General features: G+C 56.0%; 23 protein-coding genes. 18 read left to right on the top strand and 5 right to left on the bottom strand.

Annotation, left to right across the window (positions count from 1 at the left end; translation table 11 throughout):
- The 3 genes from B3075_RS03580 to B3075_RS03570 form a co-directional block, all read right to left on the bottom strand.
- Positions 1-633, bottom strand: coding sequence for a DUF805 domain-containing protein (locus B3075_RS03580; protein ID WP_290489667.1), 633 nt, complete (start codon positions 631-633; stop codon positions 1-3).
- A gap of 8 nt (positions 634-641) precedes the next feature.
- The gene (locus B3075_RS03575) at positions 642-2,801 is read right to left on the bottom strand and encodes a sulfatase-like hydrolase/transferase (protein ID WP_290489666.1); all 2,160 of its coding nucleotides are present in this window, start codon (positions 2,799-2,801) and stop codon (positions 642-644) included.
- A 463-nt stretch (positions 2,802-3,264) separates the two neighbouring features.
- On the bottom strand, positions 3,265-5,070 hold the full coding sequence (locus B3075_RS03570; RefSeq protein WP_290489665.1) for a DEAD/DEAH box helicase: 1,806 nt from the start codon (positions 5,068-5,070) through the stop codon (positions 3,265-3,267).
- A 219-nt stretch (positions 5,071-5,289) separates the two neighbouring features.
- On the opposite strand from B3075_RS03570, the gene B3075_RS03565 reads away from it, so the two are divergent.
- From B3075_RS03565 to B3075_RS03490, 16 genes are all read left to right on the top strand, one after another.
- Entirely contained in the window at positions 5,290-6,066 is a 777-nt protein-coding gene (locus tag B3075_RS03565; protein ID WP_290489664.1) for a VC0807 family protein, read from the top strand.
- 10 nt (positions 6,067-6,076) lie between these two features.
- Positions 6,077-7,615: a sialate O-acetylesterase gene (locus B3075_RS03560; protein ID WP_290489663.1), complete on the top strand. Its 1,539-nt coding sequence runs from the start codon at positions 6,077-6,079 to the stop codon at positions 7,613-7,615.
- A 21-nt stretch (positions 7,616-7,636) separates the two neighbouring features.
- A complete protein-coding gene (locus B3075_RS03555; RefSeq protein WP_290489662.1) occupies positions 7,637-8,614 on the top strand; it encodes a GDSL-type esterase/lipase family protein in 978 nt (325 codons plus the stop codon).
- A 195-nt stretch (positions 8,615-8,809) separates the two neighbouring features.
- Complete coding sequence (locus B3075_RS03550; protein WP_094136955.1) at positions 8,810-9,271, top strand: DoxX family protein; 462 nt, start codon at positions 8,810-8,812, stop codon at positions 9,269-9,271.
- 103 nt (positions 9,272-9,374) lie between these two features.
- Positions 9,375-10,376, top strand: coding sequence for a phosphoribosylformylglycinamidine cyclo-ligase (gene purM, locus B3075_RS03545; protein WP_290489661.1), 1,002 nt, complete (start codon positions 9,375-9,377; stop codon positions 10,374-10,376).
- A 62-nt stretch (positions 10,377-10,438) separates the two neighbouring features.
- Positions 10,439-12,358, top strand: coding sequence for an amidophosphoribosyltransferase (locus B3075_RS03540; RefSeq protein ID WP_290489660.1), 1,920 nt, complete (start codon positions 10,439-10,441; stop codon positions 12,356-12,358).
- 33 nt (positions 12,359-12,391) lie between these two features.
- Positions 12,392-12,991 carry an RNA polymerase sigma factor gene (locus B3075_RS03535; RefSeq protein ID WP_094136953.1) on the top strand — a complete coding sequence of 200 codons (600 nt, stop codon included), beginning with the start codon at positions 12,392-12,394 and terminating at the stop codon, positions 12,989-12,991.
- A 107-nt stretch (positions 12,992-13,098) separates the two neighbouring features.
- A complete protein-coding gene (locus tag B3075_RS03530; RefSeq protein WP_094136952.1) occupies positions 13,099-13,620 on the top strand; it encodes a hypothetical protein in 522 nt (173 codons plus the stop codon).
- A 6-nt stretch (positions 13,621-13,626) separates the two neighbouring features.
- Entirely contained in the window at positions 13,627-14,502 is an 876-nt protein-coding gene (locus B3075_RS03525) for a PDZ domain-containing protein (protein WP_290489659.1), read from the top strand.
- Between the two features lie 111 nt (positions 14,503-14,613).
- Complete coding sequence (locus B3075_RS03520; RefSeq protein ID WP_012419515.1) at positions 14,614-14,982, top strand: hypothetical protein; 369 nt, start codon at positions 14,614-14,616, stop codon at positions 14,980-14,982.
- A 12-nt stretch (positions 14,983-14,994) separates the two neighbouring features.
- The gene (locus B3075_RS03515) at positions 14,995-15,534 is read left to right on the top strand and encodes a flavoprotein (RefSeq protein ID WP_094136950.1); all 540 of its coding nucleotides are present in this window, start codon (positions 14,995-14,997) and stop codon (positions 15,532-15,534) included.
- Between the two features lie 73 nt (positions 15,535-15,607).
- Positions 15,608-16,183: a hypothetical protein gene (locus B3075_RS03510; RefSeq protein WP_290489658.1), complete on the top strand. Its 576-nt coding sequence runs from the start codon at positions 15,608-15,610 to the stop codon at positions 16,181-16,183.
- 21 nt (positions 16,184-16,204) lie between these two features.
- Positions 16,205-17,248 (top strand): M23 family metallopeptidase, encoded by a 1,044-nt coding sequence (locus B3075_RS03505; RefSeq protein ID WP_094136948.1) that lies wholly within the window; start codon positions 16,205-16,207, stop codon positions 17,246-17,248.
- 7 nt (positions 17,249-17,255) lie between these two features.
- Entirely contained in the window at positions 17,256-19,910 is a 2,655-nt protein-coding gene (locus B3075_RS03500; RefSeq protein WP_290489657.1) for a tetratricopeptide repeat protein, read from the top strand.
- Between the two features lie 18 nt (positions 19,911-19,928).
- Positions 19,929-21,272 carry a PPK2 family polyphosphate kinase gene (locus tag B3075_RS03495; RefSeq protein WP_290489656.1) on the top strand — a complete coding sequence of 448 codons (1,344 nt, stop codon included), beginning with the start codon at positions 19,929-19,931 and terminating at the stop codon, positions 21,270-21,272.
- A 215-nt stretch (positions 21,273-21,487) separates the two neighbouring features.
- Positions 21,488-22,237 (top strand): DeoR/GlpR family DNA-binding transcription regulator, encoded by a 750-nt coding sequence (locus B3075_RS03490; RefSeq protein ID WP_012419521.1) that lies wholly within the window; start codon positions 21,488-21,490, stop codon positions 22,235-22,237.
- Between the two features lie 59 nt (positions 22,238-22,296).
- Here B3075_RS03490 and B3075_RS03485 read toward each other — a convergent pair whose 3' ends face one another.
- Together B3075_RS03485 and B3075_RS03480 are read right to left on the bottom strand one after the other, a co-directional pair.
- Complete coding sequence (locus B3075_RS03485; protein ID WP_094136945.1) at positions 22,297-22,740, bottom strand: GNAT family N-acetyltransferase; 444 nt, start codon at positions 22,738-22,740, stop codon at positions 22,297-22,299.
- Positions 22,741-22,960: 220 nt separating this feature from the next.
- On the bottom strand, positions 22,961-24,151 hold the full coding sequence (locus B3075_RS03480) for a cysteine desulfurase family protein (RefSeq protein WP_290489655.1): 1,191 nt from the start codon (positions 24,149-24,151) through the stop codon (positions 22,961-22,963).
- Positions 24,152-24,221: 70 nt separating this feature from the next.
- On the opposite strand from B3075_RS03480, the gene B3075_RS03475 reads away from it, so the two are divergent.
- Both B3075_RS03475 and rsgA read left to right on the top strand, forming a co-directional pair.
- Positions 24,222-24,896, top strand: coding sequence for a phosphopantothenoylcysteine decarboxylase (locus B3075_RS03475; protein WP_256943583.1), 675 nt, complete (start codon positions 24,222-24,224; stop codon positions 24,894-24,896).
- A gap of 81 nt (positions 24,897-24,977) precedes the next feature.
- Positions 24,978-26,099: a ribosome small subunit-dependent GTPase A gene (rsgA, locus tag B3075_RS03470; RefSeq protein ID WP_290489654.1), complete on the top strand. Its 1,122-nt coding sequence runs from the start codon at positions 24,978-24,980 to the stop codon at positions 26,097-26,099.
- Position 26,100: the final 1 nt, after the last annotated feature.

Below are 26,100 nucleotides of genomic sequence, written 5' to 3'. Positions count from 1 at the left end.
TCAATTCCAGGGCGGATCTCCGTACTTATTCTCTCCAAGCCGGCTTTCCCCGTGAAATAAATACCACAACAGCAGCCACCCTACAAAGGGGACGGCCAGAAAAACCAGGAAAAAGCCGCTTCTCCCCACATCATGCAGACGCCGCACCATGGTAGCCGCCAACGGAACAGACAGCACGGCAAGCGCCATGTACAGCAACGGGGAAACCAGTTCGATCCACGAAGACAGGGAAGGGAAAAAACCGCATTTCACAACGGAGGGGACTCCCGCCACGGCCAGCCACGCGACCCCCACTCCGGAAAAAACTTCGTGCAGCTCTCCTTTTCCGGCACGGCCCTTAAAACTGCACCAAGCCTTGATGACGCGCATCCAGTACTTCCTCCTGCTCCAGCCGGGTCCGGCATCCTCAGGCCCCGTTCCGGCTTCCGTCAGAACGGACGGCACTCCATCATCATCCATGACAGTCATGGAAGGAATAAAGGAGGCCAGGGGCCTCCAGTCTCCATCGGGGACCTTCCGGACCAACGTCCGGTTGGACAACCGGCCGAGATTACGGGCCCGCAGCAAAAGCTCCAGGGAAACGGGGCCTTTGGGAGAACCGTCAATCGCCTGGTACTCGTAAAGACCGCTCATGGAGGAGCTTATCTGGATTCCTTCCCATGGATGAAGGCGGAGGCGGGTATGTCCTGCCTGGGCAGACCGGGGCCTTCCCACTTCAAAACCAGCCTGGAGGCAGCACCGGAATTCCCCACATAGCCGATGCGGATGGGATGAAGGCCGGCTTTCAAATAAACGGGATTCTTCCGGTCGCCCAGATCAGAGGAAACCTCGGTTCCCGGCTCATAAGTCTTGTCCGCGTCAATCAACTCCATGCCGTGCAGCCGTACAAAAGCCTTGCTGCCCTTGTTTTCATCCGTGGTCAGATAAAACGTATACGCCCCGTCCTCAGGGATCTTCACATACCCCGTCAGCTCCACGCCGCGCCTGGCCGGACCGTTCATGTTCACGGACGGGGAAGGCGTCACGCCATGGGCGGAAGCAGGCTTCTTCCACTGGCGGAAATCCGGGACCCAGGGAAAATCCCCTTCATACAGGGACCATTGCAACCCGGGAGAAACGGTTCCCTTCACGTCCACGGCGGGAACCGGCGTAGAGTCAAACACTGTTTTGGAAGGAAGGGAAGCCCGGCGATTGGACAAAGCGGCGGCTTTCATGCGGGCCTGAAGTTCCGGCCTGGAGGATGCCAGATCCCTGCTTTCCTGCGGGTCATTCAAAGTATCGAAAATCATGAAATCCCTGTCCGCATCCTTCACCCCCATGCGCAGGCCTTTCAATCCATCCACAAAAACAATCTGCTGCTGACCCCGCTGCGCCCCCTTGTGTTCACCCAGAAAATCCTTATACTCCGGCGTTTTGCCGGCGAAATTATATTCGGCATAAACAATGCCGGGCTTCTGCTGGTCCGCATGACCGGTTAGCGTCGGCAGCAGGGAAACGCCGTCACTGCGGGCAGGAACCGGCACCCCGGCCACATCAGCCAGCGTAGCCAGCCAGTCATGAAACTGGCCAGGGTTCAGACTGATCTGCCCCTTGGGAACGCGCGCAGGCCAGCGTACCAGAGCCGGCACGCGCATCCCTCCTTCCCAGCAATCGCGCTTAATGCCGTCCATCATGCCATAACTCTTGAAAAACTGCGGATTTTGCGCTCCGTGCCAGTGCCTGGTATCACTCCCGCCCTCATTGTGTGGGCCATTGTCGGACGTGAAGACGATCATCGTATTATCGTCAATCTTCAAATCTTTCAGCAGCCGGACCAAATCAGCCACGGCATCGTCCACGCGGCGGATCATGGTGGAATGACGTTTGGCCACATCATTCGGGAAATGGGAATTGTCCGGATGAATATAAGTATCCTTATTCTTCTCCGCCTTGACGTCAAAAGCCGTATTTACGGATTCCGTGCCTTCCTTCTTCACCCATTGCAGACCACCCTTCAAACCACCTCCGGAGGGATAGGGAGTCCCCGGAACCGTCAGACTTCCGTGGGGAGCCGGAAAAGCCAGATACAGGAAAAACGGTTTGCCGGTTTTGCGGGCGGACTTGCGCTGATCCACAATCCACTGCTTGGCGCGGGCGGCAAACAAATCCGTGGAATAAGCCGTCTGGGGCACCTGATCCTTGATATTCTTCCACTCGGGATTGGAAGCGTAGCCGTTGTACTCGAAAACGTCACGGGATTCGGAAGGATAATGGAAATGCCCCGCCAAATGGTCCAGGATACCGTAAAAATAATTGAATCCCCGCTGATGGGGGCCGGCGGTCATGGCCACCTGGCTCTGACCGCCGCCTCCTACACCCCATTTGCCAATGGCGGCAGTATCATACCCGGCATCACGCATCACGGTGCCCAGCGTGTGGGAATCTTCAATAGGATGATCGAAACGGTTATTTCTCACCACTCGGGAATTCCCCTGATGCACCCCCAGCAGCAGGGAAGCGCGCGCCGGGGCGCAAACCGGAGCGGCGGAATAGTGGCGGCGCAGCTGAATTCCCTCCCGCGCCAAAGCGGACAGGGCCGGAGTCTTGAACTCGTTCTTTCTCTCCACCGTCCGGCCATTCAACTTCTGCTGGCTCCAGTTGGAATCCAGGTCTCCCCAGCCCATGTCGTCCACCAGAATGAAAATAACATTGGGCTTCGAAGTCTTGACAGACCGGGCAGCCGGCTTCGCAGCCTGCCCGGAAGCGCCCATGCACGGAACCAGGGAAGTCAGAAGAACGGATAATAAAGATACCAGCTTCATGATTCAAAAGAAAATAGACTCTGAAAAAGACGTTAAAACAAGGCGTCATCTTACATGAATTTTCTCATCCCTCAAGAGAATTGCACGGAAAGGGCACAGAGGATTGAGCCGACAGGGCCCAGCAGGAAAAAACCATGAAAGAAGCAGCCTTACAGCCGGGAACAGCTACAATCCCGCCATACTACCAATGACCGAATTTTCCGGACGGAGCCATGAATGGAAAAAGTTCCGCCAGCATTCCCGGCTGCCGGAACCTTAGCCCTCCCGCGCCGCCCGGTTATGCCTGCCCCTGGAGAGAACGGCAGATCCTGCAAGGGAAACCCGGCAGGATAGATATTCCCCCTCTGCCAGGCAGAAAATACAGAAAACCGGCGGGAACAGTAATCATGAACCGGAACGCTCCCAAACATCCGCGCCAATTCCGGAAGCAATGTTGATGACCTTGCCCGGAACAGCGGAGGCGTCAGAAACGCTTCTTCCTGTCGTCCCTGCGGGAACGTTCTCCCCAGCGATCGCCGCGGTCACTGCGGAAGCCCCCGCGGCTTCCCCTGAATCCGCTGCGGTCCCGTTCTCCACGGTAACTGCTGCGGAATCCTCCATTGCGTCGGGGCGGGCGCGGTGTGCCGGAATATTCCGGAGCGCCCTTGTCTTCACGGACATTAACTTCATAGCCACAGACGGTAGCCGTCGCCAGAGCCTCCAGAAGCTGGGGCGCCACGGAAGCGTCCACTTCTATCAGGGAATGCTTGGGGAAAATCCGGATATCGCCCACGGCGCCCTTTTCCATTTCCACCGTATTGTAAAATAACCCGGCTATGTCCTTGGGCCGCAAGCCAATCATCCGGCCTCCATTCATAAACAGCGTAACCGTATCACCCTTATGCTGCCAGGAATCACCCTTCTGCGGGCTCTCCGCATCCTCCCCGGTTTGCGGCATACGCCGCGCCCTGCGTGCCGGCTTGTCTTCCGGAATGGGCTGCACCTCCCGGTGCGTACGTTCCCGAAGCAAATCAAACAGGGCCGCAGCCATGGCCTCCGGCGCAGCCTCCACTTCTTTCAATTCCTCCGGCAGCACGGCATCCGGCTTGAGACGTTCCAAAATATCATCCACCAGAGATTCCGTCCGGAGCTGATCCACCTGAACGGCAGTCAACACAGGTTCCGGAGTCAACTTAACGCCGATGAAGCGCTCTATGCGGCTCATCAGGGAAAAATCACGGCGCCCCACAAAAGTGATGGCCTTCCCCTTGCGGCCGGCGCGTGCCGTGCGGCCGATGCGGTGCACGTAATCCTCCGGATCACGCGGCAATTCAAAATTCACCACGGCATCCACATCATCCACATCCAGGCCGCGGGCGGCAATATCCGTCGCCACCAGAAGACGCAGGCTCCCCCTGCGGAAGGAATCCATGACGCGTTCCCTCATCATTTGAGGCATATCCCCATGAAGGCGGTCCACCGCATAACCGCGGGCCGTCAAACCGTCCACCACGTCATCCACCACCTTTTTGGTATTGGCGAACACCAGCCCCATTTTAATCTTTCCGGTGTCGAGCAGCCGGCTGAGCACCTCAATCCGGGAGGAAAACACCACCTCGTAATAAACCTGTTCAATGGTAGGCACCGTCAGCGTGGGCCGTTCAATGGAAATCTGGACGGGCTCTTTCATGAACCTGCTCACCAGACGGTTGATTTCCGGAGACATGGTAGCGGAGAAAAACAGGGTCTGCTTCGTTTCCGGCATGGCCTCCGCAATGCGTTCGATGTCTTCCAGAAAACCCATATCCAGCATCTCGTCCGCTTCATCCAGAATCAACATGCGGAGGCCGTCCAGCCTCAACGCCCCGGATTCCATCAGGTCCATGACGCGTCCGGGCGTTCCCACCACAAACTGCACCCCGCGGCGCAGGGCGTCCAGTTGCGGACGGAAAGAAGCCCCCCCGTAAATGGGGACGGCGGAAACGCCGTCCATGAACAAAGCCAGCTTGTCCACCTCCCGGCAAATCTGGACGGCCAGTTCCCGAGTAGGACAAAGGGCGAGCACTTGCACGCAGCGTTCCTCAGGCTCAATGCACTCCAGGGCCGGAATGGCAAAGGCAAGCGTCTTTCCGGAGCCCGTATGGGACAGCCCCACAATATCGGACCCTCCGATCGCGGCGGGAATCGCCTGCTCCTGAATAGAGGAAGGAGTATCGAAGCCGAGCACTTCTATAGCCTCCAGAATCTCCGGTGAAATGCCAAGCGTCGAAAAAGAAGATGTTTGAGCCATGGGGGAAAAATGATCTGTCAGAGTCACGGGAGAAGCTGAACATTATTCCCTCCCGTGTCCAGCCAAAAGAACGGAAGATACCGTCAGATGCCACGATTTCCGCAGAGCCGCCTGCGAATAAAAACCGGTTTCCCCCGCTTCTGGTCTTTACATTCATACACGGAGTTGCAACTTGCAGGAGCGCATTTGCGTATGATACAAATAACGGCCTTCGAATTCATGGATAAAACGCCAAACAAATCACAGTCCTCCCTGCTGGGGATTTTCATCAACATCCTTCTCCCGGTGTTGATTCTGGACTATTGCAGCGCGGGACCCGCCAATCCTCTGGAACGCCCGGAAGGAGAAAATTTCTGGCATATCGGCCCGGTATGGGCCCTCGTCATCGCCCTTTCCCTCCCTCTTGTCTATGGCATCCGTTCCCTGGTCGTCTCCAGAAAATTTGACCTGATGTCCGGCGTCGGCATGGCCGGCGTGCTGCTGACGGGCGTCATCAGCATTTTCGTCATCGGCCCGGAAGGGCGCATCCACAGCGCCACTCCCTGGCTGTTCGCCGGAAAAGAAGCTCTGATTCCCCTCATTCTGGCGGCGGCGGTCGTCGTCTCCCGGTCCGCCGGCACGCCCCTTCTCAACATGTTTATCTACACGCCGGAATTATTCGACGTGCGCAGGATAGAACAAACGGTGGCCGCCAACGGCGAGGAACGGGCTTATCAGAAACTGCTGGCGAACTCATCCTGGATTCTTGCGGGCACGCTGGTTGCCTCCTCCATCGGCAATTTTTTCCTGAGCCTCTCTTTCATGTCTTCCGTCATACAACAGCCGGAAGCGGAACAGCAAGTGGCCTACAACGCCGCCATCGGCAGCATCACCTGGTGGGGCTTCCTGATCATCGGGATACCCATCCTGGCAGCCCTTGTCTTCATCATGACCCGCCTGATTAAACAGCTCGGCAGGCTGACCGGCCTCTCGCGGGACGAACTCCTTCTCAAATAATCCTCAAACCATGCGCCTCCATACTCCATGCATCCTGGCTGCCGCCATCGCCCTTCATGCGGCGTGGGCGGATACTCCCCGGTTCGACCGGATTTTCGGTTCCCATATGGTACTTCCCCACGGGAAAAACATTCCCGTTTCCGGTACGGCCGCCCCCAACAGGGAAATAACCGTTACTTTTGGGAACACAGCCCTGAAAACGACAACCGACTCCAAGGGGAAATGGAGCGTCACGCTGCCCCCCATGCCTCCCTGCGCCACAGGCCAGACGCTGGCGGCCGAGCAAAACGGAGACTCCGCCAAATTGGAAGATGTGCTCGTGGGGGAAGTGTGGCTGGCTTCCGGCCAATCCAACATGCTGTTCCGCCTGAACCAGACCACGACGGCCAAAGAAGACATAGCGGCTTCCGGAGACGACCAGCTCCGCCTGCTCAACAACGTTCCGCAAGCCCATACCAACAATGCCCCCTACTCCGCGAAAGACTTTGACGCAGTCACCACGGACAACTTCTATAAAGGTCAATGGGCCGCCAGCTCTCCCTCCACCTCAGGGCCAATGACTGCCGTGGGCTACTACTTCGGGAAAAAACTCCGTGAAGGACTGGGTATTCCGGTAGGCATCATCCACTCCTCCCTGGGAGGCTCGGAAATCGCAGCGTGGATCCCCCGGCAGGTCATTAATGCCAACAACAGCTTCCGTACCCTGCGCGGCAACCACTGGCTGGACTCCCCCCTTATCTCCGACTGGGTGAGGGGACGGGCCAGGAAAAACATCTCTCCGCGTTTGAACCAGGGCTCTCCGGACCATCCCTATAAGCCGGCGTTCCTTTACGAATCCGGCATTGCATGGACAACGTCCCTCCCCGTCACGGGCGTCATCTGGTATCAAGGAGAATCCGATGCGGAGATCATTGACAACGCCCAAAACGGCATGCTGCTGAAAACCATGATCTCCTCCTGGAGAAAAGCTTTCCGCAACCCGGAAATGCCCTTCGTCATGATCCAGCTCCCCCGCATCAACGACCCGTCAAAAATCCGCGCCGGTTGGCCGGAATTCCGTGAAATGCAGGACGCCGTGGCCAAAATCGTTCCGAAAGTTTACAGCGTCAACACCATTGATCTTGGTTCCACCAATTCCGACGTTCATCCTCCATTCAAGCGCCCTGTGGGGGAACGTGCAGGAAATACTGCCCTGAACAAGGTTTACGGTAAAAAAATCCCCTGTGAAGGACCTGCCTTCAAGGCCTTCAAAACCTCCGGTTCCAGCATCCTGGTTCAACTGAACCAAGCCGCAGGACTGACCACCACGGACGGCAAAGAACCGACCCAGTTTGAAATTGCCGGAACGGACGGAATTTACCATCCTGCCGCGGCGGAAATCACCAACAGGAAAGGCGACACAGCCGTTATCCGCCTCTCATCCCCGGAAGTAAAATCCCCCAAACACGCCCGATATTGCTGGAACCGTTTCGTGACCCCCAACCTGGTCAACGGCAACCAGCTCCCCGCCCGTCCCTTCCGGACGGACGCACCTGTTCTGAAAAAATAACTCATACCACACCATCACTCCATGAACCTTCATCTTCTCATCGCTTCTCTGACAGCCACACTCTCACTGGGCATGGCGGCACAAGCTTCTCCCGCCAAAGTAGCCTGCGTGGGGGACAGCATCACCTTCGGCACCGGCCTTAAACCCGGAGAAGCCCGGTATCCGCAAGTGCTCGCCACACTTATGGGGCCGGACTTTGACGTCAGAGGCTTCGGCAATCCCGGAAAAACGGCAGGCGACTATCCGGGCCAGGCAGGACGCTGGTACGGCAGCACCAAGGAACACAAGCAAGCCCTGGAATTCAAGGCGGATATTTATATCTGCAACCTTGGCATCAACGACACGGGCCGCTGGTGGAACCCCGAACTGTTCTCCAAAGGCTATGACGCTTTGCTTCATGCATGGAAAAACGCCAACCCCAAAACACGGTTCTTTGCCTGGGGGCTGCTGGGCCCGGACTACCGCGGCCCGCTCAACAAGAAGGCATTTCCCGGCAACTGTTATCCGGACGTGCGTAAATATGCAGGCTCGGACAACGGCTCATCCGCCAACCGCCCGGAAGCGGAAAAACTGATCGCCGCCGTTGCGCGCAAGTACAAAGTCAGCCTCTTTGACGCGCTGCACCCGCTCTCCGACCATCCGGAATGGTATGTTGACGGGCTGCATCCTACGGAGCAGGGCGCACGGCGCATTGCGGAAATCACCTTTGCCAAGCTGGCAAAAAGCCTCAAGCTTAAGCAGCCCGCCCCCAGGCTGGAACCGGGCACCGGCAACGTAATCATCAACAACCCCGGCAACTCCGGCATTCTTCTGGATGGATGGAAACTGACGGACGGAGCCAATACGCTCATCTTTGAAAACTCCACCGTCATTCATCCCAAGGACAGGCTTATCATCGCCATTGGCCCGGAAACTCAAAAAGACCCGACCAAGCCCCTGCAAATCAAGTCCGCCCAATCCCCCGCAGCTTTCCGCCTCATTCCTGCGAAAAAACATTAAAAACTTCCAGAACAGGCTTATGGGAACACGCGGAACTCCTGCATGTTCCCATAAGCCCAGCACACGCTATTCCGCCCATACACACGCGCGGCAGGCGGCATGCCTGTATCACAGGCTGTTTCCCCCTCTACCCTAAAAACTCATTTTCATCCTGTTTTAATTGAGCATTTCTGTTTCCAAAACGGTCTACAGTGCATGGAACAGAATAAAAGCAAATCATCCGCATGCCGCCTGCTTGGCCCCCTGGCCACCAACACCAGCATGGACTTCGGCGTTCTGTTGCTGCGCCTGGGCGTAGCAGTCATGATGCTTGTGCATGGCATTCCCAAACTGGGCATGCTCATCAGCGGAAACTGGGCGGCTTTCCAGGATCCGCTGGGAATCGGCAATTTTCTGTCCCTGCTGCTGTGCGTAGGCGCGGAATTCGGATGTTCCGTCCTCCTCTTGCTGGGATTCCTCACCCGTCTGGCCTCCCTTATCCTGGTCATTAACATGTGTGTAGCGCTCTTTCTTGTCCTTGGTCTTTCCGGCTGGGGAGCGCAGGAACTCGCGGCCATCTACCTGCTGATCTATCTGACCATCTTCTATACGGGACCGGGTAAATTCTCCCTGGATGCCTGGTGGCTCCGGCGCGACTGCAAGATAGAAGTGGAATGAAAACAGCTCCTCCCGCGCGTCCTATGGCAAAAATACTTCTTTTTTCACTCGCCGCGGAAGGAGCCTTCCTCTAGGATGCTGGCACACCCAGTTCATCCGTTCAATGTCCGGCAAACTAACCTACAAGCAATCGGGGGTCGATACCAAAGAAGCAGCCGCCTTTGTATCCGACATCAGCTCTCACGTTAAAAGAACGCAAAAGCAGAGATCTCTTCACCAGGCCTTTGGCCTTTTCGCCGCTGCCTATGATTTGAGCTCCTACAAGGAACCGGTCATCGTCACCGGGTGCGACGGCGTAGGCACCAAGACGGAAATTCTCTTTGAACTGGACATGGTGGAAACCGCCGGCAAAGACCTGGTGGCCATGAACGTCAACGACATTCTTACCACGGGCGGCGACCCTCTTCTCTTCCTGGATTATCTGGGCATCTCCAATCTGGAACGGGAACGCTCCCGCATCACCCGCCTGGTGGCCGGCATGTGCGACTACCTGGAATCCTGCAACTGCATCCTGGCCGGAGGAGAAACGGCGGAAATGCCCGGTGTGGTGCCGGAATCCATTGTGGAACTCTCCGGCTTCTGCATCGGCTGTTGTGAAAAAAGCAAACTGATTGATCCGAAAACCGTCCGACCCGGAGACGTATTCATCGGCTACAAATCCGACAGCTTCCATGCCAACGGCTGGAGCCTCATCCGCCGCATTCTGGAAGAAAATCCGGATGTAGTTGATGAAGAGGAACTTCGTTCCCTTCTCCAGCCCACCCGCTTGTACCATGACGTGGTGGCAGATATGCGCCGCTTCAACGTCACCCCGAAGGCATACGCCCATATCACGGGGGGAGGCCTCCCGGAAAACCTGGAACGCTTCCTGGGCGACTACGGAGCAGACCTCTCCATTCCCTATTGGGACAACACCGCAGCCCAGAAAATCCTGAAGCATGTGGATCCGCAGGACCGCTTCAACACCTTTAACATGGGCATTGGCTGGGTAGCCATTGTGAAGCCTGAAGACGCGGAAGCCGCATTGAAGGCAGGTCCGGGCGGCACAGTCATCGGCACGCTGAGAGAAGGCCGCGGCATTCATGTCAAAGTACAGGGCGAATAAAAACACCATCTCCTTGCAGCGGATACGCCACACTTACAGGACAATCTTTTCATCATCTTCCCATGAGCGATTTTCTTAAACACGAGTGCGGCGTAGCCGCCATTCGTCTGCTTAAGCCTCTCTCTTATTTTCAGGATAAATACGGCTCCACCCTCTGGGCATTCAACAAACTGCTCATCCTGATGGAAAAGCAGTACAACCGCGGCCAGGACGGCGCGGGCATAGGCTGCGTCAAACTGAACATGCCTCTGGGTCAGCCTTATTTGTTCCGTACCCGGGACGCCAGCAAAGACGCCCTTACAAGCATCTTTAATGGGCAAATCAAGAAGCTCAACAAAAAGGTCCGCCGCGGCCTGGTCAACCTGAAGGATGCGGAAGACATCAAAAACAAATTCGACTACGGCGGGGAAATCCTGATGGGGCATCTCCGCTACGGCACCTCCGGCCTCTTTGACGAAGGTTCCTGCCATCCCTACCTGCGCCGCACCAACTGGCCGACCCGCACTCTGATGGTTCTGGGCAACTTCAACATGACCAATACGCCGGAATTGAACCAGCGCATGATTGAACGCGGCCAGCATCCCGTCTTCGGAACGGACACGCAGACTGTCCTTGAAGAAATAGGGTATCACCTGGATGAAGCCCATACGGACCTTTACCGCGCCTTGCGGGACAGCGGCATGCCCGGCCCGGAAATTCCCCATGCCATTTCCTCCCGGCTTAACATTCAGGAAATCATCCATAACTCCGCCAAGCAATGGGACGGCGGATATGCCATCATGGGGGCCATCGGCAACGGGGACTATTTCTGCCTGCGGGATCCGCACGGCATCCGCCCATGCCACTACCTGATTACGGATGAATTCATTGCCGTGGCTTCCGAACGCGTTCCTCTGATGACCGTCTTTGAAGTGGACAGCGAACAGGTTCAAGAACTTCCGCCGGCCAATATGCTCTCCATCAAAGCAGACGGCACACATGCCATTACGGAATTTACCACCCCTCTGAAACCGGCTCCCTGCTCCTTTGAAAAGATTTACTTCTCCCGCGGGAACGATCCTATCGTTTACCGGGAGCGCAAGGCGCTCGGCGCGGCGTTGACCCCTCAAATCGTGGATTCTCTGGAAGACCGTTTTGACAAATCCGCTATCACCTACATTCCCAACACGGCGGAAACCGCCTACTACGGGTTGCTGGAAGGCTTGCGCGTCTACCGCCGCAAGCGCGTGCATGCCCAGCTTCTGGAGGCCCTGAGAAACGGAACTCTGGATGAAAACATGCTGGACAGCGCTATCCTGAAGCGCTGGCCGCGCGGTGAAAAAATCGCCCACAAGGATATCAAAATGCGCACGTTCATCACGCAGGAAAAAAGCCGCGCGCAGCTGGTTTCCCACGTATATGACCTCACTTACGGCGCCGTAGGACCGAAAGACGTGCTCGTCGCCATTGACGACTCCATTGTCCGCGGCACCACCCTGAGAAGGTCCATCCTCCGCATCCTGGGCCGCACCAATCCCCGGAAAATTGTCATTGCATCTACTGCTCCGCAAATCCGGTATCCGGACTGCTACGGCATTGACATGTCCGAGCTGGGCAACTTCATCGCCTTCCAGGCGGCCGTCTCCCTGATCAAGCAGCACGGACAGGTCCGTCTGCTGGAAGAAGTGTACACGGCATGCAAGGAAGAACTGACCAAGCCCAAGGAAGAACGGCGCAATTGCGTAAAGGCTATTTACGAAGGGTTGACTGAGGCTGAAATCTCCCGGGAAATCACCCGCCTGGTCACGCCGCACGACGCGCCGTGCCCTGTGGAAGTCATCTTCCAGACCATCGAAAACCTCCATGAATCCATAGAAGGCCCCTGCGGCGACTGGTATTTCACCGGAGATTATCCGACTCCGGGCGGATACACCACAGTTAATGTGGCATACATGCGCTGGTTTGAGGGCAAAGGGGGCCGTGCATACGATTTGCCCTTGTAGCACATCCCTTTTTTTGGGTATTCTGTCGTTGATATGTCAGGACCCATTGCATACACGACCTTGGAAGACACCGAACTGGTCGCCAGGGCACGGGAGGGAGACTCGCGGGCTTTTGACGAGCTCGTCATTCGCCACAGCCGCAAGCTCCATGCCACCCTGTACCAGATGACGGATAACTACGATGACGCCTATGACATCGCCCAGGAAGCGTTCTCCAAAGCCTACCGGGCCTTGCGCTACTTCAACGGGCAAAGCGCCTTTTATACATGGTTGCACTCCATTGCCGTCAACCATGCCAGAAACTTCCTGAAAAAACGCAACCGCAGAATGACCTACAGTCTGGACGACGACGAGTACGGCGACCATACGGAAAAGGACATGAACATGGCGGATGAAACGGATGGAGCGGACCCGGAACGCCGAACCCATCTGAATGAGCTGCAACTTAAAATTAATGAAGCCCTGAAAAAACTTTCGTCCAAACACAGGGAAGTCGTTGTCCTTCACGATGTGAAAGGACTCAATCATACGGAAATATCCGCCCTTCTGGGCATCTCTGAAGGAACGCTCAGATCACGTCTGCATTATGCTCACAAGGAACTCCAGGGGCTCTTGGCGGAATATCTGAGTTAATAGATTAAAAAAATATTGAACGTCAGTTCTCGCTGTCATGTCAAACGCATAGTCCCGCATTTCGGGCTAACATACCCTAACCTCTATTATATTTAATATTAACGAAGATGGATAAACAATCCACAGATCACAAGGAAGAAGCTCTGGTTGCCATGCTTGCGTCTCTCCGTAAGGAACCCTGCTATCATGACAATTTTGAGGAAGATTTCCTCCGCAATTTTCATCTTAGAAAGGAAACCGATCAGGCTGCCAACTCTGCTTGGAAATTGTTACTCGAACGTCTGGACAACTATCTGCAGAACTTTCGTGGTTGGCAGTGGGTCTATGCTTCCATGTCCATCGTGACATTGGCGGCAGTAGGCGTTATTATCGCATCCGGCAACATGGATGATCCAGCCGACTCTTATGTGGCCTCCTCCCAGGAAAAAGAAGAAATTCTCCTGACGGAAAAAGCAATGCCCGTAAGTAAGGAAACTATTGAACAAACCTCTACCGAAGCCGCCCCTGCGGAAAAACCCGAATTCACGACGGGCGCGTCTTCATATGACACATCAGACACCAATAATCAGCAGAAAACCAATTCCAATACCGATAAGAAACCGGTATCCCGCGTTCTCATTGAGATGTAACAATCCATGATGAACCTGGCTCCTATATTGACGGGCATGGCCGTTGCTGGTCTGATTTATCAGGCAGCGGCCGTGCCTGTTCCCTTTAAGATAGAAGCCATTCCTCCCCAGGGGGAAGGAGCGCCGTACACAACCATGGCGGCGCAGGTCGGCAAGGACATGCTGGCCTCCCTGATTCCCTACCGGGTTTTAAAAAACGCAGACACGACCTACCGCCTCGGGGACAGAAACGCCCCGCCCCTTCAGGTCTGGGCTCAGGAAAAACTCACAGGCCTGACCATCTTCAAGGTGGACCCTGCCCGCATATACGACGGGCAGGCGCCCCTTACCCCGTCCTGTATCCTTAAACGCGGCGACAAGCTGTCCTTTGCCAGCAGCAAGAATGAGACCACGCAGGGAATTTACGTGGGCATGGAACATTCCATTGGGGACACCAGTTTCCCCCTGCGGCTTATCCGCGCCCAGTTCCCCAAACTGGCCATCCCGTCCATCGGCCAGCCATGCTACGACTCGGAAAACCGTCTGGTAGGCATTGTGCTGGGAGTTTCCCGCAAGGGAACTTGCCATCTGCTGCCTGCCCGGGCCATCTCATTCCTGGCGGCCCATCCGGAAGCCAAAAGAGTGCGCCTGGGCTGTCTGCTGGACATCAACTCTTCCACCCCCGTCATTGAGGGCCTTATCAACGGGGGGCCTCTTGCGCGGGGAGGAATCCAGACCGGGGACATCCTCATCAACATCAACGACACGCCTATCCGCAACTACGGGGACATGTTGGACGCCACTTATTACCTTACGGGAGACAAACCTCTGTCTATCGAAGTCATCCGCGGCACCCAGGTGGTCAAAAGCAAAGGAATCATCCCTACGCAGGATTCCCGTTAATCCAAACCCGGCCTCCAAATAAATGCCGGGTCTCCGGACGGCTCCCGCTCAAAATCGTCCTGACCCCTCTTTCAGGCTTGAACTCGCCCGCTGGCGCACTTAAAAAAGGGCGTGCTTCAAATCGTCTTCAATAAAATCAGCGCTGCGGAAGTATCCAGCATCCCCACTCTGGAACAGCTGGATCTGCTCGGAGACTTTCAAGTCTCGGAATCCACCCTCCAAACCCTGGATGACGCCCGTTTCGGCAAAATGGAAAAGGATGGCAAAATTCTTTACCGTTACGTCGCCAAAGATTACCGTATCTACTTTGAAGTCATTGAAGGCAAAGTGATCGTCCACCGCGTCCTGCACGCCAACAGCCTGAACGATTTCCTGTTTCGCACCAATATTTCCCCGACTGCCGGCGAAGATGAAATCCTGAGCCAGTCCAAGCACTTCTGGAAACTCATCGACGAAGGCAAAAACGCCTCCAAAGCCTGACTTTTCCCATTCATGGCCTGCATCGTTCTGGGCGTTACCGGCTCCATTGCCGCATATAAGGCGGCGGACATCGCTTCCGCCCTGGTCAAACACGGCCATGAAGTGCACTGCGTCTGCACAGCCAAGGCCCTTGAATTCGTCACCCCCCTCACCCTGCACACGATTTCCCGCAACCCGGTCTTCTCCTCCTTTGAGGATGAAAAGGAAGACTGGGTCCCCCCGCACATCCAGCTGGCCCAGAGGGCAGATCTTCTGCTTATAGCTCCTGCCACGGCAAACGCCATGGCCAATTTCGCCCACGGCCTTGCCCCGGACATGCTCAGCTCCCTCTACCTGGCCTGCCAGGCTCCGGTGCTCATTTGCCCGGCTATGAATGTCCACATGTGGGAACACGCGGCTACGCAGCAAAACGCGGCCGTCCTGCAGCAGAGGAAAGACCACCACATCTTTGGCCCCAGCGAATCCGGAATTCTGGCCTGCGGAGCGGAAGGCGCGGGAAAACTCATGCCGGTGGACAGGATTGTTCAAAAAACGCTCTCCCTTTTGCCGTAAGGATGGCAAAAATCGCTCCATGCCTGTTTATTGGTTTGCCCCCGGAGAACTAAATCTTCTATCATGGACGCATATGAAAATGCTCCTGCTCCTCTTCGGTTCCCTCATGCTCTGCTCCTGCGGTCCGGATAAATATCCCATCAGCTTTCATATGGAGACGGGAGCGACGGACAGCAGAAAATTCGCCTTTGAAAGGGACGGACATTACTATAGCAAAGCCCCCTTTATTTCCCATAAAGACATTGAATCCTATTATTCCTTCCCTGCACTGGACAACACCTACGGCATCGTTGTCAACGTCCGGAAAGGCCTGGACAGCCGGGTGGAAGGAATAACAGCCGCCAACCTGGGCAGGCAAATACTGCCCATCGTCAACGGCCACGCCATGCAGCCCCTGCGCCTTTACAGCAAACCTGTCACCTCTGGAAAACTGGCGATTATGGGAGGTTTCTCCCCGGCGGATCTTGCCGCCATGGCTGAATTCATTCCTCCGGCGGACCCTAAAAGGGAAGAACCCGTCAACAAACTGGCCGCCGTTACCAAGCCCCTTCTTCCCACCAAGGATCCTGTTCAGGAGAAGAAGGAAGCCAAAGACCCTGAAGAACACAAGGACCGTACCGTGGTCAGCACCCGCCGGGGGCGGATCTGAGCCAGCACCCTTCATATCAGCATGCACGGCAACTCCTTTCCACTCCTGACCGGCATCCTCCTGTTCCTTTGGGGCATGCCACTCCTGATGGCGGATATTGTAGTGCGTTTCCCCACGGAAAATACGGCCCTGCTGGACAACCGCCCGCAGGATTTTTACATGTATGTAGACCGCAACTTTGAGGGGGAAAAATCCCAGCCGTGGGAAGCAGGAGCCTACGGTTTTACACGGACCCTCGTCAGGACCCAGGCAGGCCCCGTAGCCGTCAAATTTCATGAGGGCATCGATATTAAACCTCTCAGGAGGGATGCTTCCGGCACGCCGCTGGACGACGTGCACCCCGTAGCCGGAGGCACGGTAGTCCATGCCTCCGCCAACCCCGCCCACAGCAATTACGGCCGCTACGTGGTTATTGAACATCAACTGAAGGACGGGCCGCTTTACAGCCTGTACGCCCATCTGGCCTCCGTCTCCTGCAAGAAAGGCGACCGTGTGGGCACCGGAAATGTCATTGGAAAACTGGGATACTCCGGGGCGGGTTTGAACAAAACGCGTGCCCATGTGCATCTGGAACTCTGCCTCAAACTGCAGGATGACTTTGAAAACTGGTATTCCAGTCTGAAACTGAGCGCTCCCAACCGCCACGGCTCCTATAACGGACTCAATCTGGCCGGTTTTGACCCGGCACCGGTCCTCTTGCAATGCAGGGACGGGGCGGAATTCTCCCTCTCGCGCCATATCTCCTCCCTGCCGGTCCAATACGTCGTGCGGGCTCCCTCTTCCGGCGAGCCGCCCAGCCTTGTCAAACGCTACCCCTTCCTGCTGAAGCCGGGCCCCGCCAACCCAAAATCCTGGGAAATCAGTTTTACGGGGGAAGGGGTTCCCGTTTCCGTGACTCCTTCCAGCCAGCCGTGCGCGGAACCCGTCGTCATCCGGGCCGTTCCGCATCCTTTCTCCCAACTGTACAGGACCTGCAACCGCGTTTCCGGCTCCAGCAAGGCCCCTAAGCTTACCGCCGCCGGCAAACGCTACATCCGGCTCATCTTCATGGGGCCTGAATCATAATCCTACGATGATGCAAACCTTCTCCAGATTCCATGTTCCCCATGCCGTTCTCACGTCCTGCACGGCGGCCCTGCTTTCCCTGGGCGGCGCTTCCCCTGCAGCTGCCTCCCTCCCTGCGGGAGAAACCCTCCCGCAGGACAGGCAGGATCTCCTGAGAAACAAAAAATACCAGCAGGGGCTGAAAGCCCTGGAAAACCGCCTTCCCCTGGAAGCCAGCAAACATTTCCAGGAATGCCTGTCTTCCAGGAACCTGGCGGAACCACAAAAAGCCATCATCCGCCCTTTTCTGGCGGAAGCCCTGATCCGCGCCAAAAAAACGGAAGAAGGTCTGAATGCCTGGGAGCAGCTGCCGGACTCTCCCATGAAATCCTACTGGACGGCGGTGGGCCTCTTCAATAAGGGCTCCTTTACCAAAGCCCTGGAAAAACTTACCGCCATCCCGGAAACAGATCCGCTTTCCCTCTACGGGTTCCAATTGAAAGCCCGGCTTGCGCGCCAGCTTCAGGACCGGCAGCTTTTATCGGAAACCCTCAGCAGGCTGGGGCAGGCGGAATCTCCCGCCGTTTCCCGCCCCGCGCGCCTTCTTCTGGCGGATGTACTGGTGAATCAGGAACGTTACCAGGACGCCGCCGCTATCCTTGAACAGCTCAAAACGGAAGCCGGGACGGACAGCAACCAGCTCATGCGTTCATACGCCGAACTCATAGAAGGAAAGCTGGCCGGCAAACAGGGGAATCTGGACCAGGCCATAAAAACCTTCGCCGCCGTTATGGACAACAAGTCCTATCCGGAAAAAATACGTGATCTGGGCCGTCTGGCTCTCGCCAAGGCGGAAATAGCCCGGGAGAAAAGCAATCCGGAGCAGGCGGAAGAGGAAACGCGTTCCCAGCTTCAGGAAGAGGAAGCTCCGCACACCGCCGGAACGGCGGAAGAACGCCTGCTGGCGTTCATTGGCGGCAAATCGGAATCCGCCCTTCTGATGGATGCCTTCAACATTCTGCTGGATGAAGACATCTTCCACACCAATCCCCAGGCTCTGGAAAAACTCAACGGCTGGGTAAAGGCCAGGGATGCCTCCCGCCAGCCGGCGGCCATGTATGCCATGGGAAAACTTCTTCTGGAAAAAGATGACCTGCCGGGCGCCGTCAACATGGCGGAAGAAGGGCTCTCCAAATATCCCCAGAGTCTGCCCGTTCAAATTCTTTCCCTGAATACCATTACTGTTCTGCTGGATAAAAACCGCCTGAAGGAGGCGGAACGTCTTATTTCCAAATATCCCGGTTCGTCCCCTGACCTCGTCTTTCAACAGGGCGCCCTGGCTTTCCTCAAAAAAGACTACTCCCTGGCGCAGAACCTTTTCCGGGAAGCGGCCCGCCGAGCTTCGGAAACAACGGCGGAAAACGCCCTGTTCAATGAAAACCTGGCCGCCCTGAACGCCAATGACTCCGCCGGAGCCGCCGCGCTCATCAAGGAAGCCGCAGGCTCTTCCCGGCTCCGGGAAAGCATCCTCTTTGAACAGGCCCATTACGCCGCTAAAAGAATGGACCCTCAGGCTGCGGAATTGCTGGCAAATTTCATCGCTCTGGCGGAGAATCCGGCCCTGAAAACCCAGGCGCGGCTGGACCAGGCGGAAGTAGCCCTGAATCTCAACCCTCCGGATCTGGAAACCGTGCAGGCTATCATCCCCCTGTTGGAAAAAGAGCAGTTGTCCCCGGAACAGACCATGCAGCTGGCACGGCTGAATATTCTGGAGGCGGAGAGCCGGCAGGAATGGCCCAGCGCCATCCAGGCCTGCCGGAAGGCCATTGCCCTGGATGCGGAAGGCAACCAGGCGGATATGCTTTATCTCAAACTGGGAGAACTTCTGTACAAAAACGGAGACTTCCATGAAGCGCAGCTTGTTCTCCAGCCCTTTCCCTCCAAATACCCTGACAGCCCTCTTCAGGCGGCAGCCCTCTTCCTGGCAGGAAAAGCCGCCCAGCAAAGTAATGCCGGCAGCACGCTGAACGCCGCCCTGAACATTTTCAAAACCCTGGGCGCGGAGGACACCCCCTTTGCCCAGCCTGCCAGAATAGAAGAAGCCTCCATTCTCCTGCGCATGGGGAAAGCGGATCAATGCATCTCCGCCCTGGAAAACCTGCTTTCCACCCCATTGCCGCGCTACATGCGCCTGCTGGCCCTCTCCATCCAGGCGGATGCCTGGGTGACAAAGGAAGACACCCATTCGGACACGCTGCGCAAGGCCATCAACCTCTGTACGGAAATCCTGAATACGCCCAACCTAGGACTGGCCTGGAAATTCAAGGCCCTGACCCAGCGGGCCCAGTTCTACGAACGAATGAACGAACAAAAAAAGGCGCTGGACGACTATGCCTCCATTCTGGCCCATACGCCCAGCGGAAGTTCCTCCAACAAACGCAGGGACTGGCACTGGTTCTACAATGCCGGTTTTGCCTCCATCCGCCTGCTGGGCCAGCTTCAGGACTGGGACGGAGCCCTGGCGCTGGCAAAAAAACTGGCGCAGACTTCCGGCCCCAGAGCCAGGGAAGCAGCGGCCTATGCGCGCCGCATCCAGCTGGAACACTTCATCTGGCAGGATGAACAGGAAGCTCCCGCTCTGGAAAACGAAAAGCCGGCGGCACCGGATCAAACCGCAGATTAAGCAGCCTTCCCTCCCGCCATGGATACCCATCCCACAGCAAAAAACTGGAGACTCAATGCAGCGGCCATCATTATGGACGCTGAAGGCTGCGTATTGCTGGGCAAGGACAGCGGCCGCAACCCGTACTGGCATTTCCCGCAGGGAGGCGTCATTAAAGGCGAAAGCATTGAACGGACTCTTGCGCGGGAAGTATGGGAGGAAGTGGGGCTGCGCCCCACGGAATACACTATTGTCAACCGTCTGCCCGGCCTGCGCTACAAATACCCTTCCGGCAACCGTAAAGTTACGCGCTGGATAGGCCAGGAACAAACCTACTTCCTTGTGCGCTGCAAAACCAGACGCCCTAAAACGGACTTGCACCGCAGCCCCGAATTTTCAAAAACGAAATGGATTCCCCTCCAGGATCTCAAACTGGAAATGTTTCCCAAATTCAAAAGGAAAGTCATTAAAAACGCCCTTCAGCAATTCTTCGGGCCCGGCTTTCCTTCCAAACATGCCGCCGTGAAAACATCTTCACCCTCCTCACCCTCATCTTCAACACTAACTCCGCGTACAATGAACCGTTACCTGGTGCCTCCCGGCAAAAAACTGCGTTTAAAGGATTATTCTCCGGACGATAAATCTCTCTTCTTTGGAACCAAGGAAGAATCCCTGATTGAATTCGACAAACTGAGGGAAGAACTGCAGGAACTGCAGAAAAAACTTTTTGCCCAGCACAAGCACAAAATTCTGGTCATTCTTCAGGCCATGGACGCAGGGGGCAAGGACGGTTGCGTCAAGCATGTCTTTTCCCGGGTGGATCCGCAGGGGCTGCACGTAGTTCCCTTCAAAAAACCTACTACTGAGGAACTGGACCACGATTTCCTGTGGCGCGTACACAAGGAAGTGCCCGCCAAAGGGCAAATCGCCATCTTCAACCGTTCCCATTATGAAGATATCATTGCCGTCCGCGTGAAAAAAATCTTCCCGGACCCGGTCTGGAAACGCCGCTACAAGCACGTCCTCGATTTTGAATCCATGCTTGCGGAAGAAGGCACCGTCATCATCAAGCTATTCCTGAATATCTCCAAGGCGGAACAGAAAAAACGGCTGGAATCCAGGCTTCAGGATCCGGACAAACTTTGGAAATTCTGCATGGATGACCTGGATGACCGGAATCGTTGGGACGAATTCCAGACAGCTTACCAGGATCTCATTGAAAAAACATCTACTCCGGAAGCGCCCTGGTACATTATCCCGGCAGACCGGAAATGGTATAGAAACCTGGTTGTCGCCCGCCTGATGGTAGAAAAACTGCGCCATCTCCAGCTTTCGCTCCCCACTCCCAACTTTGATCCTGCCTCCATCGTCATTCCAGATTGATAAAATCTGTCATAACGATAACAAATTTGTGCATCTTGAAATTATTTTTGTACATTTCTCGGTATTCAGTTGTCCCACTATTATAAAATCTGCATTATTCACAATAACAATCAAAACTTAGAATTTCTAACGCTTGACTGTTCTAGTGAAAAATTGTTAGAAAACAACTTAACGCCCAGAACGTGTAAACATTCTACATAGAAAAACAAAATCAAATGTATTTAGCATCCCAACGAAAGGAGTTCATTCTGAAAACGCTGGCCGAACATGGAGCTGCAAGGACCATCGCTCTGGCCAAACAGATGAAGGTCACGGATGAAACGGTCCGCAATGATTTGATTAACCTTGAAAAACGCGGCTTCCTCAAGCGCGTCCACGGCGGTGCTCTGGCGCTTACTCACAAATCCCTTCATGAAGACATTGTTACTCAAGACGATGTGTCTATCAGGATTGCCAAAAAAACTGTTCAGAATATTCCCGCTTCCGTGGTTATGTTCATTGACAGCAGCACCATGGGCTATCAAATATGCAACCACATCAATTCCAAGGATACGCACGTGGTTTCCAACAACCCCACGTTGCTGACCCGGCTTGAAGGCATTCCGAACCTGAGCTTCTATTGCACGGGCGGACACTTTGACCGCGAAGCCCTGGTCTATGTAGGACAGGACGCCGCCAAGGCTGCCGGCTCCCTGAGCATTGACATGGTTGTGCTAACGCCGGACTGCTACTCCCCCAAGCATGGCGCCGGATACAAGAACATGCTGCAATCCGAATTCATCAAGAGCGTCATCCCCGCGGATGCCAAGGTGATCATCGCCATGCCTTCCACCAGCGTGGCTAACAACCCGGCATTCTATACCGTTGCGCCCTCCCAGGTTTCCATGCTCATCACTGATGAGGCCCTTTCTCCGGAAATGGCCGACCAGATTGAAAAGAGCGGCGTCAAGGTGGAACTCGCCTGACGGCTGTCTGCTTTACAGGAGGCGGAAGTTCATCGGAACTTCCGCCTTTTTTATGATAATCACATACTCTCTCTTTTCCATTCCATCCGGTACTCCCGGCTTCCCGTCAACTCATCCTCCCTGGAGCCGATTTCTTCAAACCCGCCCCGCCGATAGAATGCGCGGGCGCGGGCATTCTCTTCATAAACTCCCACCGTCAGCATTCCCTTGCTGTGTTCCTTTACCCAGTCCAGCAGCGCTGTACCTATTCCTTCACACTGACGTTCCGGCGCCACGAACAGGGCGGCCAGTTCCCCTTCCCCCACCAGGCAGGCAAACCCGACAACGCGACCACCGTCCCTGCACACCCATGTACGCGCCCTGGGCAGGTACACCTGCCTCATATCTTCCACCAGACCGCACCAGAACCCCACGCCCGCAAAAGAATGGGCCTGTTCGGACGCTTTCAGCCAAATATTCAAAACCTCCGTTTCATCCCTATTCTGGTAATGTTCTATCTTCATACATCAATAACAGGTATTCGGCAACCTTCCTGTAGTCTGTACAGATTAGCATGGCGGATGTATGGAACTCAAGAAAGAAAGGCCCGCCTTCCGGTAAAAATGAAAGGAAAGGCCATGCCGGCCGGCTTCTCTTCCATCCTCTTCCTTCAACACACCGCCGGCCCTCAAATTATATAATACGGCTTTCTGAACGAGCGCCCCAACCTTCCCCCCCCCTCCACTACGGCCTGTACACAAGCACCGGGCCGGTACGCGAAGACTGGACGCCGCGCACCTTCCGAACGGCGGCTCCCACCAGAGCCGCCGCCTGTTCCACCTCCTCCTGCGTCGTCATGAAAGACAGGGAAAAACGCAGGGAGGAACGTACCGCCTCATCAGATAATCCCATAGCCGTCAGCACATGGGAAGGCACAGGCTGCAGCGTGTGGCAGGCCGAACCTGCCGAACACAGCAGGCCGGCAGGTTCCAGCAACAGCATCAGCGCTTCCGCCGTACACCCGTCAAACGCCAGATTGGAAGTATTAGGAATACGTTCCGTTCCTCCGGAATGCACCGTCACGCCCCCCACCTGTGCCCTCAGGAGAGCCTCAAAAGAATCCCGCATCCGGGACAGCCGTCCGGCGTCTTCCTCCAAGTGCCTCAATGCCGCCCGCGCCGCCGCACCAAAACCAATGATTCCCGGAACATTCTCCGTGCCGGACCTCAGGCCGTACTCCTGCCCTCCGCCGAACAACAAAGGGGAAAAAGGAGCCCCCGCTCTCCTGTACAGACATCCAATCCCCTTGGGGCCATGAAATTTGTGTGCGGATACGGAAGCATAATCCACTTCCATTCCGTGTAAATCCACGGGAATTTTCCCGGCGCACTGAACCACATCCAAATGCACGGGAACTCCGTGCTTCCCGGCGGAGGAACACAAAACCGCCGCATCCTGCAATGCGCCTGTCTCATTATTGGCCCAGGCAAAAGAAACGCCGGATACTCCCCCCGCGCACATGGACTCCCATTTTTCCGGAATCGCTCTCCCTTCCCCGTCCACGGGGCAGACACGGCCGCAGCCCAGGGCCAGGGCAGTTTTCAGGGAGGCGTCATGGTCCGTGGACAAAACGCCTATCCCACCCTCCCGCACCCCGGCCATCTGGCGGAAAGCCATATTGGACGCCTCCGTTCCGCCGGAAGTAAATATAATTTCCGAAGGAAATGCGCCCAACAGGGCGGCAACGGCCTCACGGGCCTCATCCACGGCCTCGCGCACGCGCCTGGCACAGCCGTAACCGGCGGACGGGTTGAAAAACCGTTCTTTTAAAAACGGCTCCATGGCCTCGTAAACCTCCGGGGCCAGCGGTGTGGTGGCGTTATTATCCCAATAAATCACGCCTTCATAACTCCCCCAATCGCGGGAAGGAGTCAAGCCGGAACATAATGCGCGGCTGCACAAGATCACTCTTCACTTTTACCCGTGATTCCGCATAATGCCTTCCATGCGTTTTCTCATCACGGCAGGCCCCACCAGGGAAGCTATTGACCCCGTCAGATACCTCACCAACCACTCATCCGGGAAAATGGGGTATTGCCTGGCGGAAGCGGCTGTTCACGAAGGCCACAGCGTCCTTCTCATCTCCGGCCCCACGTCCCTGGACATTCCGCACGGAGTGGACTTCCTGCCGGTGGAATGTGCCCAGGAAATGTATGATGCCGTCAAAAACCAGGCCCCCTACGCAGACGCGGCCATCCTCAGCGCCGCCGTGGCGGATTACCGCCCCGTCTCCGTTCCGGACCGCAAAATCAAGAAAACGGGGGAACGCATGATTTTGGAACTGGAACGTACTGCGGACATTCTGGGCTCCATGCGCGCGGAATTCGGCTTCAGAGGCATTCTGGTAGGCTTCGCGGCGGAAACTCATGACGTGGAAAATTACGCGCGCGGCAAACTGGAACGCAAGCGGTGCGACATGATTGTGGCCAACGACGTTTCCCGCAGCGACATTGGTTTCAACTCCTCTGAAAATGAAGTGCTGCTCGTTTATCCGGACCGGACGGAGCTTTTGGAAAAAGCGCCTAAAACGCAAATTGCCCTCCAGATCATTGAGCGCGCATGCCGTCTCGCACAGGGGAAAGCTCCGTCATGCCGGCCGGCAGACCCGTTCCACGCTTGAACCGGAAGAAGGTTTGCCCCACGATTCCATGCCGGCATGTAAATGCCGGCGGCCTTTCCCAAAACTACATTTTCCATTTTCATGCCCGTCACTCTTCAGGATTTAGGCTGGAACGACCACTTTCAACGCGCTTTCGACGCCGTTGCCAAACCAGGCTGGGTGCCGGGGCGCCTCATCCGGGAAACGAAAATCAACTTTACTGCTCTTCTGGAAGGGGGGGAAGATATAGATGCCGTCATCAGCGGCAAACTCTGGCATGACGCGGCCACGGATGCGGAACTGCCCGCCGTTGGAGACTGGGTGGCGATCGATCCAGGGGAAACGGGAGACGAGGCCGTCATACGCTCCATTCTCCCGCGCCAGACCTGTTTTTCCCGCAAAGCCCCAGGGAAAAGCAGCGCGGAACAGGTATTGGGAACCAATGTGGATATCGTGGCCGTGGTGACGGAGCCGGGAACGGACTTCAACCCCAGGCGCATGGAGCGCTACTTCACGCTCATCCGCCGCAGCGGAGCCACCCCCCTCATCCTGCTTAACAAAACGGATCTTTTTTCCAGGGAGGAAGTGGCAACAGCCATGCAAATCCTGCGGGAGCTTTCCCCGGAATGCGCCATGATCAGCATCAGCGCCCTGCACAACAGGGGAATCAGGGAATTCCGCAAATGCCTCTCCAAGGGGAAAACCATCTGCATCGTCGGGTCCTCAGGCGTTGGGAAGTCCACACTGGTCAATACCCTGCTGGGGGATGAATGGCTCTGGACGGGAGAAGTCAATGAAGTAACCGGCAAAGGACGCCATACGACAGTGGCGCGGGAATTGGTGCTCCTCAGGCATGGCGGTTTGCTGATTGATAATCCCGGCATCCGGGAAATCCAGATGTGGACTGATGAACATACTCTCCGTGAAAGCTTTGCGGATTTGACGGAGCTGGCTCATGAATGCAAATTCGCGGACTGCAGCCACGGTAAAGATTCCGGCTGCGCCATCAGGAAAGCCGTGGACGAAGGGAGGCTGGACAAGGAGCGGTACTTGAACTTCCTGAATTTGGAAAATGAAATCGCCCGGCTTGCAAAACGCCAAAAAAAAAGGCAAATGAACGTGGAACGGGCCGGAAAAAGAGACCGGAAAGTGCAGGCCCGGAACTACGAAGACCGCGTGGAACTGGAACGCCGCCACAAACCCAACCACCGCAGCCATGACTGAT

The sequence above is a fragment of the Akkermansia sp. UBA7090 genome (assembly GCF_002493465.1).
GTDB lineage: Bacteria > Verrucomicrobiota > Verrucomicrobiia > Verrucomicrobiales > Akkermansiaceae > Akkermansia > Akkermansia muciniphila_A.
The sequence above is the reverse complement of the archived record's forward strand: the minus strand, read 5'-3'. Positions and strand labels throughout refer to the sequence as shown.

Bases quoted from the DNA above. Each gene is read 5' to 3' on its own strand.
- B3075_RS03580 (WP_290489667.1), bottom strand. From the start codon at position 633: ATGAGCGGTCTTTACGAGTACCAGGCGATTGACGGTTCTCCCAAAGGC.
- B3075_RS03575 (WP_290489666.1), bottom strand. From the start codon at position 2,801: ATGAAGCTGGTATCTTTATTATCCGTTCTTCTGACTTCCCTGGTTCCG.
- B3075_RS03570 (WP_290489665.1), bottom strand. From the start codon at position 5,070: ATGGCTCAAACATCTTCTTTTTCGACGCTTGGCATTTCACCGGAGATT.
- B3075_RS03565 (WP_290489664.1), top strand. From the start codon at position 5,290: ATGGATAAAACGCCAAACAAATCACAGTCCTCCCTGCTGGGGATTTTC.
- B3075_RS03560 (WP_290489663.1), top strand. From the start codon at position 6,077: ATGCGCCTCCATACTCCATGCATCCTGGCTGCCGCCATCGCCCTTCAT.
- B3075_RS03555 (WP_290489662.1), top strand. From the start codon at position 7,637: ATGAACCTTCATCTTCTCATCGCTTCTCTGACAGCCACACTCTCACTG.
- B3075_RS03550 (WP_094136955.1), top strand. From the start codon at position 8,810: ATGGAACAGAATAAAAGCAAATCATCCGCATGCCGCCTGCTTGGCCCC.
- purM (WP_290489661.1), top strand. From the start codon at position 9,375: ATGTCCGGCAAACTAACCTACAAGCAATCGGGGGTCGATACCAAAGAA.
- B3075_RS03540 (WP_290489660.1), top strand. From the start codon at position 10,439: ATGAGCGATTTTCTTAAACACGAGTGCGGCGTAGCCGCCATTCGTCTG.
- B3075_RS03535 (WP_094136953.1), top strand. From the start codon at position 12,392: ATGTCAGGACCCATTGCATACACGACCTTGGAAGACACCGAACTGGTC.
- B3075_RS03530 (WP_094136952.1), top strand. From the start codon at position 13,099: ATGGATAAACAATCCACAGATCACAAGGAAGAAGCTCTGGTTGCCATG.
- B3075_RS03525 (WP_290489659.1), top strand. From the start codon at position 13,627: ATGATGAACCTGGCTCCTATATTGACGGGCATGGCCGTTGCTGGTCTG.
- B3075_RS03515 (WP_094136950.1), top strand. From the start codon at position 14,995: ATGGCCTGCATCGTTCTGGGCGTTACCGGCTCCATTGCCGCATATAAG.
- B3075_RS03510 (WP_290489658.1), top strand. From the start codon at position 15,608: ATGAAAATGCTCCTGCTCCTCTTCGGTTCCCTCATGCTCTGCTCCTGC.
- B3075_RS03505 (WP_094136948.1), top strand. From the start codon at position 16,205: ATGCACGGCAACTCCTTTCCACTCCTGACCGGCATCCTCCTGTTCCTT.
- B3075_RS03500 (WP_290489657.1), top strand. From the start codon at position 17,256: ATGATGCAAACCTTCTCCAGATTCCATGTTCCCCATGCCGTTCTCACG.
- B3075_RS03495 (WP_290489656.1), top strand. From the start codon at position 19,929: ATGGATACCCATCCCACAGCAAAAAACTGGAGACTCAATGCAGCGGCC.
- B3075_RS03490 (WP_012419521.1), top strand. From the start codon at position 21,488: ATGTATTTAGCATCCCAACGAAAGGAGTTCATTCTGAAAACGCTGGCC.
- B3075_RS03485 (WP_094136945.1), bottom strand. From the start codon at position 22,740: ATGAAGATAGAACATTACCAGAATAGGGATGAAACGGAGGTTTTGAAT.
- B3075_RS03475 (WP_256943583.1), top strand. From the start codon at position 24,222: ATGCGTTTTCTCATCACGGCAGGCCCCACCAGGGAAGCTATTGACCCC.
- rsgA (WP_290489654.1), top strand. From the start codon at position 24,978: ATGCCCGTCACTCTTCAGGATTTAGGCTGGAACGACCACTTTCAACGC.